Origin of the sequence: Nocardia farcinica (assembly GCF_001182745.1) — a bacterium.
In the GTDB taxonomy this organism is placed as follows: Bacteria; Actinomycetota; Actinomycetes; order Mycobacteriales; family Mycobacteriaceae; genus Nocardia; species Nocardia farcinica.
On sequence record NZ_LN868938.1, the window covers coordinates 1,348,464 to 1,364,631 of the forward strand.

The 16,168-nt window shown below is 68.3% G+C and carries 20 protein-coding genes; 10 read left to right on the top strand and 10 right to left on the bottom strand.

Features of this window, described 5'->3' with window-relative positions; translation table 11 throughout:
• Positions 1-7: 7 nt before the first annotated feature.
• From AMO33_RS06520 to AMO33_RS06540, 5 genes are all read right to left on the bottom strand, one after another.
• The gene (locus AMO33_RS06520; protein ID WP_060591241.1) at positions 8-1,144 is read right to left on the bottom strand and encodes a glycerate kinase; all 1,137 of its coding nucleotides are present in this window, start codon (positions 1,142-1,144) and stop codon (positions 8-10) included.
• Between the two features lie 37 nt (positions 1,145-1,181).
• A complete protein-coding gene (locus AMO33_RS06525) occupies positions 1,182-1,976 on the bottom strand; it encodes an ABC transporter ATP-binding protein (protein ID WP_011209290.1) in 795 nt (264 codons plus the stop codon).
• Positions 1,977-1,992: 16 nt separating this feature from the next.
• Positions 1,993-3,033 carry an ABC transporter substrate-binding protein gene (locus AMO33_RS06530; protein ID WP_011209289.1) on the bottom strand — a complete coding sequence of 347 codons (1,041 nt, stop codon included), beginning with the start codon at positions 3,031-3,033 and terminating at the stop codon, positions 1,993-1,995.
• 43 nt (positions 3,034-3,076) lie between these two features.
• Positions 3,077-3,820, bottom strand: a complete 744-nt coding sequence (locus tag AMO33_RS06535) for an ABC transporter permease (protein ID WP_240327441.1) — start codon at positions 3,818-3,820, stop codon at positions 3,077-3,079.
• Positions 3,821-4,075: 255 nt separating this feature from the next.
• Positions 4,076-5,116 carry a LacI family DNA-binding transcriptional regulator gene (locus AMO33_RS06540; RefSeq protein WP_060591244.1) on the bottom strand — a complete coding sequence of 347 codons (1,041 nt, stop codon included), beginning with the start codon at positions 5,114-5,116 and terminating at the stop codon, positions 4,076-4,078.
• A gap of 175 nt (positions 5,117-5,291) precedes the next feature.
• Here AMO33_RS06540 and AMO33_RS06545 point away from each other — a divergent pair, with 175 nt between their 5' ends.
• The 3 genes from AMO33_RS06545 to AMO33_RS06555 are packed head-to-tail and all read left to right on the top strand — an operon-like array spanning position 5,292 to position 8,514.
• Positions 5,292-6,458, top strand: coding sequence for a Gfo/Idh/MocA family protein (locus AMO33_RS06545; protein WP_011209286.1), 1,167 nt, complete (start codon positions 5,292-5,294; stop codon positions 6,456-6,458).
• Entirely contained in the window at positions 6,455-7,645 is a 1,191-nt protein-coding gene (locus AMO33_RS06550) for a dihydrodipicolinate synthase family protein (RefSeq protein ID WP_060591246.1), read from the top strand. Before AMO33_RS06545 ends, AMO33_RS06550 begins: the two co-directional genes overlap by 4 nt.
• Entirely contained in the window at positions 7,642-8,514 is an 873-nt protein-coding gene (locus tag AMO33_RS06555; protein WP_060591249.1) for a sugar phosphate isomerase/epimerase family protein, read from the top strand. Before AMO33_RS06550 ends, AMO33_RS06555 begins: the two co-directional genes overlap by 4 nt.
• 200 nt (positions 8,515-8,714) lie before the next feature.
• Here AMO33_RS06555 and AMO33_RS06560 read toward each other — a convergent pair whose 3' ends face one another.
• Together AMO33_RS06560 and AMO33_RS06565 are read right to left on the bottom strand one after the other, a co-directional pair.
• The gene (locus AMO33_RS06560) at positions 8,715-9,056 is read right to left on the bottom strand and encodes a 4a-hydroxytetrahydrobiopterin dehydratase (RefSeq protein WP_011209283.1); all 342 of its coding nucleotides are present in this window, start codon (positions 9,054-9,056) and stop codon (positions 8,715-8,717) included.
• Positions 9,053-10,066, bottom strand: a complete 1,014-nt coding sequence (locus tag AMO33_RS06565) for a Twin-arginine translocation pathway signal (protein WP_139337496.1) — start codon at positions 10,064-10,066, stop codon at positions 9,053-9,055. Before AMO33_RS06565 ends, AMO33_RS06560 begins: the two co-directional genes overlap by 4 nt.
• 90 nt (positions 10,067-10,156) lie before the next feature.
• Between AMO33_RS06565 and AMO33_RS31350 the strand changes: the two genes are divergently transcribed.
• Positions 10,157-10,765 carry a hypothetical protein gene (locus AMO33_RS31350; protein WP_139337497.1) on the top strand — a complete coding sequence of 203 codons (609 nt, stop codon included), beginning with the start codon at positions 10,157-10,159 and terminating at the stop codon, positions 10,763-10,765.
• Positions 10,762-11,136 carry a hypothetical protein gene (locus AMO33_RS06575; RefSeq protein WP_139337498.1) on the top strand — a complete coding sequence of 125 codons (375 nt, stop codon included), beginning with the start codon at positions 10,762-10,764 and terminating at the stop codon, positions 11,134-11,136. Before AMO33_RS31350 ends, AMO33_RS06575 begins: the two co-directional genes overlap by 4 nt.
• Before the next feature lie 171 nt (positions 11,137-11,307).
• On the opposite strand, the gene AMO33_RS06580 is transcribed toward AMO33_RS06575, so the two are convergent.
• The gene (locus tag AMO33_RS06580; RefSeq protein WP_060591259.1) at positions 11,308-11,706 is read right to left on the bottom strand and encodes a DUF6463 family protein; all 399 of its coding nucleotides are present in this window, start codon (positions 11,704-11,706) and stop codon (positions 11,308-11,310) included.
• Complete coding sequence (locus tag AMO33_RS06585; protein WP_060591262.1) at positions 11,703-12,323, bottom strand: DUF2867 domain-containing protein; 621 nt, start codon at positions 12,321-12,323, stop codon at positions 11,703-11,705. Before AMO33_RS06585 ends, AMO33_RS06580 begins: the two co-directional genes overlap by 4 nt.
• 94 nt (positions 12,324-12,417) lie before the next feature.
• On the opposite strand from AMO33_RS06585, the gene AMO33_RS06590 reads away from it, so the two are divergent.
• The gene (locus AMO33_RS06590; RefSeq protein WP_011209277.1) at positions 12,418-12,978 is read left to right on the top strand and encodes a TetR/AcrR family transcriptional regulator; all 561 of its coding nucleotides are present in this window, start codon (positions 12,418-12,420) and stop codon (positions 12,976-12,978) included.
• Positions 12,979-13,015: 37 nt separating this feature from the next.
• Here the strand turns inward: AMO33_RS06590 and AMO33_RS06595 are convergent, their stop codons facing one another.
• Positions 13,016-13,294, bottom strand: coding sequence for a hypothetical protein (locus AMO33_RS06595; RefSeq protein WP_060591270.1), 279 nt, complete (start codon positions 13,292-13,294; stop codon positions 13,016-13,018).
• 340 nt (positions 13,295-13,634) lie between these two features.
• Between AMO33_RS06595 and AMO33_RS06600 the strand changes: the two genes are divergently transcribed.
• The 4 genes from AMO33_RS06600 to AMO33_RS06615 all read left to right on the top strand — a co-directional run bounded on the left by AMO33_RS06600 (position 13,635) and on the right by AMO33_RS06615 (position 16,164).
• Entirely contained in the window at positions 13,635-13,961 is a 327-nt protein-coding gene (locus AMO33_RS06600; RefSeq protein ID WP_060591273.1) for a hypothetical protein, read from the top strand.
• A 74-nt stretch (positions 13,962-14,035) separates the two neighbouring features.
• Positions 14,036-14,692, top strand: coding sequence for a hypothetical protein (locus AMO33_RS06605; protein ID WP_060591278.1), 657 nt, complete (start codon positions 14,036-14,038; stop codon positions 14,690-14,692).
• A 179-nt stretch (positions 14,693-14,871) separates the two neighbouring features.
• Positions 14,872-15,459, top strand: coding sequence for a DUF4352 domain-containing protein (locus tag AMO33_RS06610; protein ID WP_060591281.1), 588 nt, complete (start codon positions 14,872-14,874; stop codon positions 15,457-15,459).
• 126 nt (positions 15,460-15,585) lie between these two features.
• On the top strand, positions 15,586-16,164 hold the full coding sequence (locus tag AMO33_RS06615) for a dihydrofolate reductase family protein (RefSeq protein ID WP_086845043.1): 579 nt from the start codon (positions 15,586-15,588) through the stop codon (positions 16,162-16,164).
• Positions 16,165-16,168 lie beyond the last annotated feature (4 nt).

Sequence of the window (16,168 nt, forward strand, 5' to 3'; positions counted from 1 at the left end):
GCGCATGCTACCCAGCGTTCGCGTCCACGCCCGTCGAGATGGCGGCTCGGCCGATCTGGTGACCGATGTGGGTCAGCAGCCGCCCGGTCAGGTCCGGGTCACCGGCGGTGTCCTCGTCGGTGTAGTCCCCCAGCGCATACACGGCGCTGAACCCGGCCGAACCCCATTGATCCGCCCGCAGCGTGCTCCGACCGGCGACGGCGACGACCGGAACGGGGTGGGCGCGACGGGCCAGCACCGCGGGGAGTTTGCCGTGGGCGGTCTGCTCGTCGATGCTGCCCTCGCCGGTGACCACCAAGTCGAATTCGGGCAGTTGCCGGTCGAATTCGAGCAGGTCGAGAAAGAACCCGGCCCCCGACACGACCGTCCCGCCGAGCAGGAGTGCCGCGAACCCGATGCCACCCGCGCTGCCCGCTCCCGGCACGGCCGCGACCGCCGCCGCGTTCGGGTAGCCGCTGCGGGCGAAGGCCCGGACCAGGTTGTTCAGACCGGCATCGAGGAACGCCACTTCGGCGGGGGTCGCCCCCTTCTGCGGCGCGTAGACGGGCGCCGCACCGGTGGGGCCGAGCAGGGGGTTGGTGACATCGCCGGCGATCACGAGGTCCACCCCGGACAGCCGCATCGCCCGGGACGCGTCGACGGTGTGGACGCGCGCCAGGCTGCGTCCGCAGGCGCGCAGTCGCCTGCCGCTCGCGTCGGCGAAGGTGAAGCCGAGCGCGGCGAGCATTCCCATGCCGCCGTCGGTGCCCGCGCTGCCACCGAGGGCGAGCACCAGTCGCCGCGGGCGGTGCCGCAGGGCTTGCGCGATGGCCTGTCCCAGACCGAGGCTGCTCGCGTCCAGGGGCAGTGGGCGCCCGTTGGGCAGGGTGGTGAGGCCGCAGGTGTTGGCGACCTCGACCACGGCGGTGCCGTCGCCGACCGCGATCCGGCCGTAGGTCGGGGTGCCCGCCGCACCCGCCACGGTGACCGGATGCGGCGCGAGCCCGGCGGCGACGGCGGCGTCGACGCTCCCGTCACCGCCGTCGGCCAGCGGCATGCGCCGGCTCTCGACGCCCGCCGACGCCAAGCCCTGCGCCACGTGGTCGGCCACCTCGGACGCGGTGAGGCTGCCTTTGAACTTGTCGGGGGCGATCAGAACCCGCACCGAGACGTTTCCTATCCGTGATCGGAGGGCAGTGGAATCAGTCCGCGTGCGCCGCGGCGCCGAGCAGATCCCGCACCCGGTTGGCGACCGAGATGAATTCCGGCGTCTCCATGGTGGCGGCGTACTCGCGGTGCGCGGGCAGGTCGACGTCGAGCACTTCGACGATGCGACCCGGCCGCGGACTCATCACCACGACCCGATTGGCCAGGTAGACGGCCTCGGCCACCGAATGGGTGACCAGCAGCACGGTGGTGCCCGTTTCCCGCCAGATCCGATGCAGTTCGACGTTCATCCGCTCCCTGGTGAGCGCGTCGAGCGCGCCGAACGGCTCATCCATCAGCAGCACTTCCGGTTCGTGCAGCAGGGCCCGGCACAGCGAAACCCGCTGCTGCATACCGCCGGAGAGCTCGTGCGGCAATGCGTTCTCGAATCCGGTGAGCCCGGTCATCTCGATCAGACGCGCGCATTCGGCCGCGGCGGCCCGCTTGTTCATGCCGCGCATCTCGGCCTGGAGCAGGATGTTCTTGCGCACGGTCCGCCATTCCAGCAGCGCGGCGCGCTGGAAGACGTAACCGATATTGCGCTGCGGTCCCCGCACGGGGGCGCCGCCGAGTTCGACGCGGCCCTCGCTCGGCTCGGTGAGCCCGGCGACAACTTTCAACAGCGTGGATTTACCGCAGCCGGAGGGACCGACGATCGAGACGAATTCGCCCCGGCCGATCCGTAAATCCACATCGTGCAGTGCGGTGACCTCGCCGCGGTTGGAGGAGAAGCGGACGGTCAGGTCCGCGACCTCGACGGCGGTGTCGGCGATGGTGGTCGGTGTGCTCATGTCGTCCTCGCTCCGGTCACGGCTGGCTGGCGGGGGTGAATGCCGAGTCCCAGTATTTGGCCGGGTCCTCGGCTTTCTCGAGGAGTTTCGCCTCACTGAGCACCTCGACGGTGGCGCGCCAGTTCGCTTCCACGTTGGTTCCCGGCGCCTTGCCCGCGGTCTCGGGCGTGCTGAGCAGCGGGATGGTCTGCTGCCACTGCTCGAGCAACACCGACTGCGGCGGCAGTTGCGGATCCTTGCCCTCCATCGCGGCGACCGCCTGCTCGGGCGCGGCGACGGCGGCGGCGAAAGCCTCACTGGTCGCATCCACCATGGCCTGCACCAGTTCGGGCGAAGACGCGATGGTTTCCTGGTTGGCGATGAGCCCGTTGCTGTAGAAGTTCAGTGCCTGATCCGAATACCGCAGGTAGCGGACTTCTTTGCCGCTCTTGTTCGCGATCGTCGGTCCCTGGTCGTGGGCGAAACCGATCAGCCCGTCGACCCGGCCCGACAGCATCGCCGACATCTTGCCCGCCGAGTCGAGGCTCTGCTGAGTCACCTGGTCGGCGGGCACGCCCGCCTTGTCGAGATACATCGGGAAGGTCGTGGTCGGCGCGTCACCGGCGGAGACGGCGATGGTCTTGCCCGCGAGGTCGGCCGGGGTGCGGATATCCGAATCGGCGAACACCTGCACCGCCGAGGGGGTGGTCTGCAGGAAAACGCCGACGCTTTTGATCTTCACGCCCTTGTCGATATTGCTGAGGACCGCCGGGGTGTCGGCCCAGCCGAAGTCGGTCTGGTTGGCGCCGGTGGCCTGGGCGGTTTTGGTCGAGCCTTGACCCGCCGAGATCTTCAGGTCGATGCCGTGCTTGGCGAAGATGCCTTCCTGCACCCCGTAATAGAACGGGGCGTGCTCGCCGTAGGGGTACCAGTTGAGCATCAGCGACACCTCGGTGGTCGCGCCGTCGGCGCCGGGCGCCTTCGCTTCGGTGCCGCCGCCTCCGCAACCGGTCAGTGCCAGGATCGAGGCCAGCGCCGCGGCGCCGATGGTCGTGCGTGTGCGAGTACGGAATGTCATGCGAGTTCTCCAGCTGTGGCGGTGATACGAAGGGTCGGCGTGCTCATGCGCCGCCGACGACCGAGGCCGTGGACCGACGGGAGGCGTGCCAGGGAATGAGGAACTGCTCGGCGATCTCGATGATCGCGAACAGGATGATGCCGAGCAGGGACATGATGATCAGGGCCGCGAACAGCATGGCCGTGTCGATGTTGCCGTTGGCTTGCAGAATCACATAGCCGAGCCCCTCGTTGGCGCCGACGAATTCGCCGACCACCGCGCCGGTGACCGCGAGGGTGGCCGCGATCTTGAGCCCGGACATCAGTTGGGGCAGCGAGGCGGGAAAACGGACCTTCACGAACGTCTTCCAGTTGCCGGCGCCCATGGTGGAGGTGAGTTCGAGAATCTCCGGGTCCACCGAGCGCAGGCCGGCCATACCGGAGATCACGATCGGGAAGAAGGCCATCAGCACCGCGACCAGGATCTTCGGGCTGGTGCCGAACCCGAGCCAGACGATGAACAGCGGCGCGATCGCGATTTTCGGGATGACCTGCGCGAAGAGAATGAGCGGGTACATGGTTCGCTCGACACTGCGCGAATAGATCATCACCAGCGCGACCGCCTCGCCGATCAACGCGGCGATGACGAAGCCGACGACTGTTTCGTAAGTGGTGACCCACGTGTTCTCGAGCAGGTAGGCCGAGTTGTCGACGGTGGTGCGCCAGGTTTCCGCCGGCGACGGCAGAATATAGGGCTCGACGAGCTCGAATTCGGTGACGACCCACCAGGCGACGACGAGCGCCGCCACCAGGGCGAGCGGCCGCCACACGGTCGACCACAGGCTCGACAGGGGTGGGAGCTTTCGGCGCCGGGGGCGAACGGGTTGCGTCGCTTTCGGTGCGGAGGAACCGGCCTCGACGGACGTGACTACCGCCATCTGGAGTCCTAAAGCTAGTAGTGGAGCGGGGTTCGAACGGTACCCGCCGGGAATGCGCTTTCCGAAGCTGGACCCGAGGCTAGTGTGACCGGACCCACAGTGTCAAGGGTCTCGAATCGGCGCAGGTCAGGACCGGCGCGACACGCTGCTGTCGCGCAGGATCACGCGGCCGGGCACGAATTCGTGGACCCGCTCCGCCGTCGCCGACTCGTCCAGCGCGAGCGCGACGGCACGCTCGCCGATCTCGACCAGGGACAGCGCGACCGTCGACAAACCCGGCACGTGATCCCGCAGCGTCGGAATGTCGTCGAATCCGGCAACACAGACATCGTCGGGCACCGAAAGCCCGAGCTCACGCCACGCGGCGATCGCCCCGATCGCCATCACGTCGCTGACGGCGAACACGCACGGCGCCGCGGCCCCGGTCTGCCCGGGACGCAGATCCAGCGCGGCGGCGAGGCGGCGCGCGGCGCTGAAGCCACCGTCGCGGGAGAAGTCGCCCGCGATCTCCACCAGCGGTGTCACGCCCCGGCACGCGAGCGCTTCGACGAAGCCGTTGCGCCGGTCGACGGCGGTTCTGATATGCGCGGGCCCGCCGATGACGGCGAAGTCCCGATGCCCCTGCCCGAGCAGTGCGCGCGCCAATTCGGCTGACGCCGCATGGTTTTCGGGCTCCACCGCGGCCCCGAAGGACAACGGCTGCCCGATCACGACCACCTTGCCGTTGTTGTCGAGATACCGCGCACACTCCTTCTCGAGGTCGCGGTCGAGGTCCCCGCTCTGGCGCGAGCCCGCGAGGATGATCGCGTCGGCGCGATGCGAGATGAAGGTGCTCACCGACTCGCGTTCGATGTCGAAGTCGCGTTGCGTGCTGGCCAGCAGCACGAGTTTGCCCGCCCGGCGCGCCGCCGCCTGGACGCCCTGGACGATCGAGGAGAAGTAGGGGTCGGCGATGTCGTGCACCACGAGGCCGATGAGGCCGGTCGACGCCCGTGCGAGCGCCTGGGCCTGGGCATTCGGCACGTAACCCAGCTCGGCGGCGGCGGCGCGGACCCGGTCGGCGACGCCTTCGCCGGGAACCCGGGACGAGCCGTTGAGCACGCGGGACGCGGTTGCCAGGGAGACGCCCGCCCGGGCCGCGACGTCTTGCAATCTCACAGCCGCCATGGCTTGGTGCCTCGTTCTCTCGATGCGGGTGGGGTTGACCGAACTTCGGGACTAGCATAGCTTGGAAAGCGCATTCCGAGGCTGCTTGTCCACTCGATGGGTGCGAGTCGCTCCGCACCGTCCACGACGCCGTCCCGCGGTCGTCGGTCCCGTAAATCAGAAGAGGCACAGACCAATGCCCGATTCCCCCACTCCCCCACGCCTGCTCCGCATCGCCATGAACGGCGTCACCGGCCGCATGGGCTATCGCCAGCACCTGATGCGATCGATCCTGCCGATCCGCGACGCCGGTGGCCTGTTGCTCGCCGACGGCACCCGCGTCCAGGTCGAACCCATTCTCGTCGGTCGCAACGCCGCCAAGCTCGCCGAGCTCGCCGAGCAGCACGGCATCGCGGAATGGAGCACCGACGCCGCGGCCGTCCTCGCCGATCCGTCTGTCGACATCTACTTCGACGCGCAGGTCACCTCCCGGCGCGCCGACGCGCTGGCGACCGCGATGAAGGCGGGCAAGCACGTCTTCACCGAGAAGCCGACCGCCGAAACGCTGACCGAGGCCGTCGAGCTGGCCAGGGTGGCCGCCGACACCGGGGTCACCGCCGGCGTCGTGCACGACAAGCTCTACCTGCCCGGCCTGGTGAAGCTGCGCAGGCTCGTCGACGAAGGCTTCTTCGGCCGGATCCTGTCGTTGCGCGGCGAATTCGGCTATTGGGTCTTCGAGGGCGACGGCCAGCCCGCCCAGCGCCCCAGCTGGAACTACCGGGCCGAGGACGGCGGCGGCATCGTGGTCGACATGTTCTGTCACTGGAACTACGTGCTCGAGGGACTGCTCGGCAAGGTCGAGGCGGTCACGGCCAAGGCGACCACCCACATCCCCACCCGCTGGGACGAGCAGGGCAATCCGTATCAGGCGACCGCCGACGACGCCGCCTACGGCATCTTCGAGATGGAGAACGGCGTCATCGCGCAGATCAACTCGTCGTGGGCGGTGCGGGTGTACCGGGACGAGCTCGTCGAGTTCCAGATCGACGGAACGCACGGCTCCGCCGTGGCCGGGCTGCGCAAATGTGTCGCGCAGCACCGCTCGCACACGCCCAAGCCGGTCTGGAATCCGGATCTGCCGGTCACCGAACGGTTCCGCGATCAGTGGCTGGAGGTGCCGGCGAACGCCGAGCTGGACAACGGGTTCAAGCTCCAGTGGGAGGAGTTCCTCACCGACGTGGTGAACCGACGCCCGCACCGCTACGGGATGCTGTCGGCCGCCCGGGGAGTGCAGCTCGCCGAACTGGGTCTGCGCAGCTCCGCCGAGGGCCGTCGGATCGAGGTCCCGGAGGTGACGCTGTGACCGCGACCGCCACGGGCGCCTCGGTCCTGCTGCCCGTCGACGACCGGTTCGAGCCCTATGCGCTCGGCGCGCCCGGCGCGTGGACGCGACCGACCCGGCCGATCAGCTCACGCGTCGCCTTCGCTGCCGCGCACGTGATTCCGCGGTCGACGGCCGACAACACACCGGGCGCGCCCGCCCAGATCGACTGGGACGCGACGCTGGCCTACCGGCACGAACTGTGGTCCTACGGGCTCGGCGTCGCCGATGCCATGGACACCGCGCAACGCGGCATGGGCCTGGACTGGCAGGCGACGGCGGAGCTGATCCGGCGATCCGGTCGCGAGGCCGCCTCCGCCGGCGGCCGGCTGGCCTGCGGGGCCAGCACCGATCAGCTCGACCTCGCCGCACTCCCCTCGGGCGCGGCCGGGCTCGCCAGGATCGTCGACGCCTACCGCGAGCAGGTGGCGGTGGTGAGCGAGGCCGGAGCGCAGGTGATCCTGATGGCCTCGCGGGCGCTCGCGCAGGTCGCGCGGTCGGCCGCCGACTACGCCTACGTCTACGAGCGGGTGCTGGCCGACGTCGAGCGACCGGTGATCCTGCACTGGCTCGGCACCATGTTCGATCCCGCACTGCACGGTTATTGGGGCAGTGCCGACATCGACGCCGCCACCGAGGCATTCCGCACCCTCGTCGCGAACAACCGGACCAAGATCGACGGCGTCAAGGTCTCCCTGCTCGACGCGGCACACGAGGTCGCCTTGCGCCGCGCACTGCCCGACGGCGTGCGGCTCTACACCGGTGACGATTTCAACTACCCCGAGCTGATCGTCGGCGATGCGCACGGCCATTCCGACGCGCTGCTCGGCATCTTCGCGGCGATCTACCCCGCCGCCTCGACCGCCCTACAGGAACTCGACAACGGCAACACCACGCGCGCGGCCGAAATCCTGAGCGCCACACAGGACCTCGGGCGGCACATCTTCGCCGCACCGACGTACTACTACAAGACCGGCATCGCGTTCCTGTCGTGGCTCAACGGACGGCAGGCCGGGTTCTCGATGGTGGGCGGGCTGTCCACGGGCCGATCCGCGCCGCACCTGATCGAAGTGTTCCGGCTCGCGGACAAGGCCGGGCTGCTGTCGGACCCGGAACTGGCCGCCCACCGCATGCGGATCTATCTCGAACTGAACGGACTGGTCTCATGACATCGGTTGCGGCACAGCACCTCCCGTACGATCTGACCGACCCCTATCGCTCGCTCTCGTTGAACACGGCCACCACCAAGCGGTGGACCCTCGCCGAGGCCGTCGACGGAGCCGCCCGAGCCGGACTCGGCGCGATCGGACTGTGGCGCGATCGTGTCCAGGAAATCGGGGTGGCCGCCGCGGCGAAGCTCGTCGCCGACGCGGGACTGCGCGTCTCCAGCCTGTGCCGTGGCGGTTTCCTCACCGCGCCGGGCGACGGACAGTCGGCACTCGACGACAACCGGCGTGCCATCGACGAAGCGGCGGCACTCGGCACGCGCGAACTGGTGATGGTCATGGGCGGTATCGCCGACCGTGACCTCGCCGCCGCCCGCGCGCGCGTCGAGGAGCGGCTGGCCCTGCTGATGCCCTACGCGGCCGAGCGCGGTGTCCGCCTGGCCCTCGAGCCGCTGCACCCGATGTTCTGCGCCGACCGCGCGGTGATATCCACACTGGCACAGGCCCTGACGATGGCCCGCCCGTATCCGGCCGAGACCGTGGGCGTCGTGGTCGACACCTTCCACCTCTGGTGGGACCCCCTCCTGGAAGACCAGATCGCGCAGGCCGGCGCGGAAGGACGGATCAGCTCCTACCAGGTGTGCGACTGGCTGAACCCGATGGCGGCCGATCCGCTGCTGTCGCGAGGCATGATGGGCGACGGCGTCATCGACTTCGCGACCATCGGCGGATGGGTACGCACGGCCGGGTACCGGGGCGACGTGGAGGTCGAGATCTTCAACGCCGCGGTGTGGGAGGCCGATGGGCATTCGGTGATCGAGACGATGAAACAACGCTACCGGGAGTTGGTCCTGCCCGCACTGGTGGGCTGATGCGTTGCGGCCCGCGTCGTCGCCGCCTCGGCAGGACGCGGGCGAGCCCCTCTTCGATCACCGCGTAATCGGTGCCGAGTATCCGCCGCAGGCGCCCGGTCCAGCGCACATCGATCGGCCATCGACCGCGCTCACCGGCTGGCTGGCCGAAGGTGTTGGAATCACCGAAAACAGAACCGCGAAGGCGGATGGATCGACGATCACAGCTCGCGGTCTCGGTGCGTTCCGTCGACCGGTGTCGCACCGGCGGCTTCCGCGATTCGGTCGATCTCTCGGGCGAGCGCGAAGTCCATCTCGGTCAGCTTTCGCCCGACATCGTGGGTCGTGATCCGGAATTCGATCCGCTGCCACGTGATCAACATGTCGGGGTGGTGGCCCACCTCGCGAGCCTTCGCCGCGACATACACCGCCAAGTGCACGCATTCGTGGTAGGTGTGTGTGAACGTGCGGGTGATCTCGTCGCCGTCGCGCACCCAGCCGGGCAGAGCTTCGAGACGGTGGGCGATCTCGCTGTCAGCCAATGGAACAGGCAGTGCGCTCATGGGGCCGACTCTACGAGTATGCGCAGCTCCCGTCCTGCCGACGTATGAACCCATGATTCGGCCTGCACTACTACCTTGTTCAGTTCTCGCCGAATCCTGGCCGACCCGGTGACTCGCGAGGCATCCATCGCCTCCGCTGCTGCCCACAGCGCACGGTCCGGGTCTGGCACTCGGGCGAGCGCGGCGGACTGCCGCGCCCGGAATACAGCGTTGTCTCGTCGGGCAGACGCAGGCATCACATCCATGATTTCGTCCCACAGGGCAGCGGCTGCGGCGGCACCCTGCGCGCTGCCGGTTCGCCCGTAGCAGGTCGCCCGTTGCACTTCCATGTAGTACGGGGTCCGGCGGCAGGCGTTGCCCCACGGTTGCTCATCGTCGATCCGGCTGAGGAGGGGCACAGCTTCATCGAGCAGGCGATCTGCGGTGGCGCGGTCGCCGAGCATCGCATGACCCTGTGCCTCGTGCTGGAGCGCCATTACGCGGGCCTTCGGGGACAGCCGAGCTCCCGCCGCACGAGCTGCCTGCGCGTAATCGATGACAGCGCGGCCGTCGTCCTGGTCGAGCGCGAGCATTGCCATGTTGGACAACCCGTACGAAACCAGTTGGGGGTTCCCGGAACGATGCGCGAAGGCCAAAGTGGTGTCTCGCCAACTCGCTGACGCCGCGCGATCACCCGCGTCCTGGTAGAGCCAGCCGAGCAGCGCAGCGTAAGCTGTGCCGATTTCGAGAAGGCCCCTGCGCACGGACCTGTCCGCCGTGCCGACCAGACGGACGAGTAGTTCGGTCTGGGCTCGCACTGTAGGAACCAGATAGAGCGGCCCCAAGTACATGTCTGCCAGGTAGTGCCCTGACAGTTGGGAGCGGAAGTAGTCGACGAGTTCTGGAGCCACCCGACCTCCACTGACCAGGTCCGACACCGAAACGGGCATCGCCGCCGTATCCGGCTTCGCGCAGGCCGCGGCCAGGACAGGCAGCCCGACGAGGGCGGTTCCGAAATCACGTCGCCTCACGTCGTCGTCTTCCTCAGGTCCGAGTACCACTGATGCCCTACTGGATCGGGACACGCCGGTCCCCGCGGTGGGGAAAGCGATGTTTGGGCGGTGGAGTGCAGCGTCGAACCGCGCTCGCTGCTCATCGTCGAGCCTCCGGTGAGCGGTGTCCATGCACTCGGAGTACTTCGCACCCAAGGTGATGCCGGCACCTCGCCGTTCCCATTTGCCGACCGCCTCAAGAGAGCATCCAATTCGGTCGGCGAACTGAATCTGCGTGTCCCGCAATGCGGTGCGCAGAGCGGCGACCTCACGTCCGGTCCACTTGATGATCGTGATCCCTCGGCGTTCTCCCCTCCGCTGCGGTACCGCAAGAGTACGGCTGAAACCAACGCCTGTGAGCCCACCGAGGTGGATCCGTCCTCGGCGGGGAGCGGTGCCCTGCCCGACCACTACCCGCACCAGGACCTACCGAAGCTCCCCACTCGCCGCACGCACAACCAGTCGATGGCGGCCACCCTCCGGCTCTGGCACACCCGCAACCGCGAACTTCTCGAACGTGTCGCTGTCGGCCTCCGTCACCTCGACCAGCCGCGCGCCTGCCAGAACACCGACCCCGTTCGCGGTCGCGCACACGCCATTCATCTGATGGCCGAACACGTCCGCCACGGATGCCGTCGGTTCCAACTCGCCGCACAGTACATCGAGGACTCGCAGTGACCGCAGAACCCGGTGGCGGTTCACCGGATCATGCAGCGACAGGCACTTCCACGCATCCGAGCAAGACGAGACGAGCGATCGCAGTGCTGCGCAGTGACCACGACCCGGCCGTGTACGACGCGCTGACGCGGGCGCACCCACTGAGGATCGTCTACACCGTGCATACCGATGCCGCCGCCCTCCTGGCAGCGCGCATCGGGGTCCACCACGCCCTTGAACACGCCGCGGACGCGGCCGTGGTTCCGCACCTCGGCACCCTCGAACCCGATTCACCATGGTGGCTGGTCACCCAAGTCGCCGACCTGATCACCGGAAAACAAATCTATTCACTTCGTTCGGCAACCAGCACCCAGCGGAGGTCGGAGCATTGACAACGCTCGGATTCGCCATCGTCATCGGCCTGCCACTGGCCGTGCTGGTCTTGTCGGTAGCGCTTCCCGAACGGCGAGACAAGTCATGAGCGATCGGCAGCGCCAGCCGTGAGCCGGGCTTTCAACGGGGAGTATGTGCCGACATGATCGCAGCGCCCTCGTCTACACCGGTTACACGGTTGTGGTGGGTTGCGGTGTCGGGGCCGCTCGGCGGCTGCCCGCTACCAGCAGGCCGACCGCCACCGCCATGATCGGCCAGGGGGTGAGGATCAGGATCACGGCGCATTGGGCGGTCCACAGGCCGAGCACCCAGGCGAGGAAGCGGGGTGGGGTGATGCCGCGGCGGTCCAGCCACAGGACGGTCAACCCGACCAGGACCAGCGGGATGCCGAAGCTGTTGAGTGAGAGCCACAGTGCGCTGTTCGCCGGGCTCATGTCGGCCAGATCGTCGCGCCACAGTGCGCCGGAGAACCAGTCACCGGCGTGACTCGCGGCACGCATCAAGGTCAGGGCCAGAATCGTGTGTGCGGCTCCGAAGAGGACGATGAGCCGCCCCGCCCAGGTGATCACCGGACCTCCCCGGGGGTGACGGCACGACCGGCCGAAACGCGTTGGCGCCATTGGCGATCCCATCGCCGCAGCATCGCGGGGTAGACGATCAGCAGCCGGAACGGTTCGATGGCGGCCAGGTACAACCGGCCGAAGCGGCCGTTCGGTTGGACCAGGACGGCCATGCGCAGCTCGTACCCGTCGCGGACCGGCACCCAGCCGAAGTGCGCGATCCCGTGCACTGTCCTGTTCGCCAGTTCGAGCGCCGCTTCGTCGTGGAGTTCGTACAGCGTGGTGAACGGGCTGTCCGGCGTCGCCGTTTCCGCCGGGTCCCGCCGCAGGTCGTCGGGCAGCCGGTCGCGGAGGGAACGGACCCGGGTCCCCAGCCCGGTGCGGGGGTCGTCCCAGCCCAGCAGCGCGCCGAGGCGCCAGCGCACCGCGAACAGGAATCGGACCGCCGCAGAGCCGGATTCGGTTCCGTCGCCGCCCGGGAGGAGCTTCAGAGCGGACGCGAAGTCGTCCGGGCCTGCGCCGGGCGCGTGGAAGGCCCAGACGTCCTGTAGGTGGAACTCCGGTGCGATTTCGTGGATGCGCCACGGCCTTTCGGTGTGCGCGGCGCGTGGGAGTCGACTGGACATGACACCGTCCTCGGTGAGTTATACGGTTGCGTATAATCAGATGGTAGAGCGGTTATACGCCTCCGTACAACGTGGAAGTGGGGTGGATCACAGCATGGGCGCGCTGCGCACGCGACGGGAAGCATGGGTGGACGCCGGGCTGTCGGCACTGGCGACCGGCGGGGTCGACGCGGTGCGCGTCGAGGCACTCGCCAAGGCACTCGGGGTGACCAAAGGCGGGTTCTACGGTCACTTCGCCGACCGGGACGCGCTGCTCACGGCGATGCTCGACACCTGGGAACGCGAAGCCGTCGACAACGTCGTCGAGCAGATCGAACACGCCGAGGGCAGCGTCCTCGACAAGGCCCGGCTGGCCGGACACCTCACCTTCTCCGGCGACCGGCTGCTCCCCATCGACCTCGCGGTGCGCGACTGGGCCCGCCGCGACCCCGCCGTCGCCGAACGCCTCCGCCGCGTCGACAACCGGCGCATGGACCTGCTCCGCGCCGCGATCGGCACCGTGTGCTCCGATCCCGACGAGATCGAAGCCCGCAGCCTGCTCGCCTTCTGCGCGGCCATCGGCCGCCATTTCCTCGCCGCCGATCACCCCGGCAGGACCCGCGAGGAGGTCCTGGCCAGGGCCGGAGACCTGATCCTGAAGCGCTCGCCGGAATGAAGTAGCCGATCGGCGCGGCACAGCCAAGTTCTTGCGCCTACTCGCGGATCTGTCGAACGTCGCCCGATTCACCACGGCGAAGATCCGCCAGACGCAGCACCGTGTTGCGCACGGCCGCGAAGTTGAGCAGATCGCCCGGCGCCGATGATTGCCCGAGCGCCATGTCGCCTCGGGCCGCCTCGACGAGTAGGCCGGCTCGACCATCGAGTGCCGCGACGAGTTGCGCGATCTCTCGTGGCGCGATCTCGGCGCACAGCACGGTGCGAAATCGCTGGAGTGCGGATTTCGAGGATTCGATCCCGTGCTCACCGGCCACCGGCGGACCTCGGCGAGGTCGAACACCGGTCACGCTTCGCTACCACCGACCGGAGACGGGAAACCGGGATGCCGCGGACGCCGCTTGCTCACGGCTACTCGGGCGACGCGGCCAGAGATCTCTGCGGCGGCGATCACTGCGAAGGCCTCGGGCATACGCCTCCTTTCGTTCAATTCGAACGCAGAGTTCGAGATAGGCCGAGTCAACCAACGTGGCGCTGTTTGACAATGTTGTCACTTGCACGACGCCGATTCTTCGTCTAACGTCTTCGATGTCCGGCCACGACCCCCGCTGCCCGGCTCTCCACCGCCAATTACTCTGCGCTGCAAGGAGTACCGCCATGTCCAAACCGCGTGCGCGGTTCATCGACCACAGCCGCGACAAGGGCTACCGGCGCCGCCTCGCCGCCCGCGGACACCGCCCCCTGCGGTTGCGCAGCGGCGACGACCTGCGCTGCCTTCCTCCGCTCCCCCGCCGCGGCCGGTGCGTGGCGACCGGGAAGATCCGCTACTTCGATGCAGAGACCGCCGAGCTGGTACTGGCCGGCATCGGCCCCCACAACCCCAGAAGACGGGAGCAGCGAGCCTACCGATGCCCGGAATGTTCCGGCTGGCACCTCACCAGCCAGGCCGGAAACACCGCCACCGGCCCCACGCCGGCGGTCTGACACCAGGAGTACAAGCGGACCCGGCACCGACCGGGCCCGATGTCGCACGCCCACATCACGGAGAACGAAACACCATGAAGATCAAGAAGTTCACTGTCGCCGCAGCACTCGCCATTGCCGCGCTGGGCGTTGCCGAGAACACCGCCGTCGCGGCCCCGCAGCCCAGCACCGCGGAGATCTCGAACGTCGTTCCGCGCAGCGCCCAGGGCATCGAGCAGGGCGTCGGGTATCTCATCAGTCGCGACGGGCACACGTTCACCGCCGAGCTCACGGGAGCGACGTTCGAGATCACCGAGGAATCGATCGACATCCGCACCGGGACCGGCATTCGCATCGCGAGCGTGCCGCGTGCGGTCCAGGTCGGCGAGCACGTGCTCACTCTCGCGCCGCGCGTCGCGGCCGGCGGTGCGAGTCTGGTCGCCGATGTCGCTGCCCAGGACATCGGGCAGTGGCGCAAGACCTCGCCGCGGCAGCGCAGTATCGAAGCCGGTGTGGCGATCGGCGGCGGGGTGGGAGCGTTCGCGGGCCTGGTCGTCGGCATGGTCGTCGGGATCGCCGCCGGAGGTCTCCTGATTCCGATCAGCGTGCCGATCGGGTTGCTCGCCGGCCTGTTCGGCGGCATGGCGCTCGGCGGCGCGGCAGGTGCGGCAATCCCCAACTCCGACGTCCCGGATCAGTGGGACTACCAGGAGGAATGCGAGTACATCGGCGACTACCGCTACTGCTGGTAGTCCGCTCCACCCGGAAGCGGCTGGTTTGCCTCGCCAGTCGCTCGCGGGAACCAGGCCGCTGGATCGCCGCGTTCGGCGGCGACCCGCCTACCGCGACTGACTGAGCAGTTCCCACGGGGAAGCACTCCGCGAGCAGATGCCACCAACCTGAACGACTTCTGAACCAGGAGCAAGATCAGATGACCAATCCACACCACCCCCTCCCCTACCCGCAGCCTCCGCGCAAGAGCCGGACCGGGTTGTGGATCGTTCTCGGCGTGCTCGCCTTCTTCATCCTGCTTTGCGGCGGATGCGCCGGCATCATCGCAACCAGCGCGAACGAATCCGGCGCTCCGGGCGGCAGCATCAGCGCGGGCTCCGGCGCCGACGGCGACGGCATCGCGCCGGCCGGGTCCGAAGTGCGCGACGGCAAGTTCGCGTTCGTCGTCACCCGGGTGGACCCACCGGTGCAATCGGTCGGCCGCGACCTCCTCGGCAAAACCGCACAGGGCGAATACGTTCTCGTCCACATCGACGTCACCAACATCAGCGATCGGTCACAGTCCTACTTCGGCAGCAACCAGAAGCTGATCGACGCGCAGGGCCGTGAGTTCACCAACGACACCGAGGCCGAGATCTATCTCAACGACGACGTCTACACCGAGATCAATCCGGGCAACAGGTTTTCGGTGATCCTCGCCTTCGACGTGCCTGTGGGCACGGAGGCCGCGGCGCTGGAGTTCCATGACTCGATGTTCTCCGGCGGCGTCCGTGTCGCGGTGCGATGAAAACAGTTGATGAGCACGAAGTGACCGGGGAAGGTCGGCGACCTGCTGGGCATGACGGACGGCGATGAATTCCGGCGCGGGTTCCCGTCTCTATCCACACCCGATCCCCGAACCCGAGGAGTCATCATGACCGTCACCTACACCTTCGACGTCTTCTCCAGTCTCGACGGCTTCGGCGGGGTGAGCGGTGGGGATTGGGGTGGCTACTGGGGGAAGCAAGGTCACGAGTTGCTCGATCACCGCCTGGGTCTGTACGCGGCGCCGCAGCGGATGGTGTTCGGGGCCAACACGTATCGGGTGTTCACGCAGTTGCTCGCGGCGGGCACCGAGGAGACGGTGCGTGATCCGTGGGTCGAGCGGATGCGCAATCTTCCGGCGACAGTCGTCTCGACCACGCTGGACGGTCCACTCGACTGGCCGGACGCCACCGTCGCCGCCGGTGACGCCGTCGACGTGGTGGCCCGGTTGAAGGAGGAATCCGAGGTACCGCTGCGGTCGCACGGCAGCCTGTCGATGAACCGGGCGCTGATGGCCGCCGGGTTGGTCGACCGGGTGCAGATCACGATCTTCCCGGTCGTCACGGGCCGGACCGGCGACGACCCGATCTTCCGGGGTGCCGCCGACTTCGACCTCGAACTGCTCGAGAGCCGGACCCTCGACGGCAACATCCAGGAACTCGTCTACCGGCCCACCCTGCACCCCTGACCCG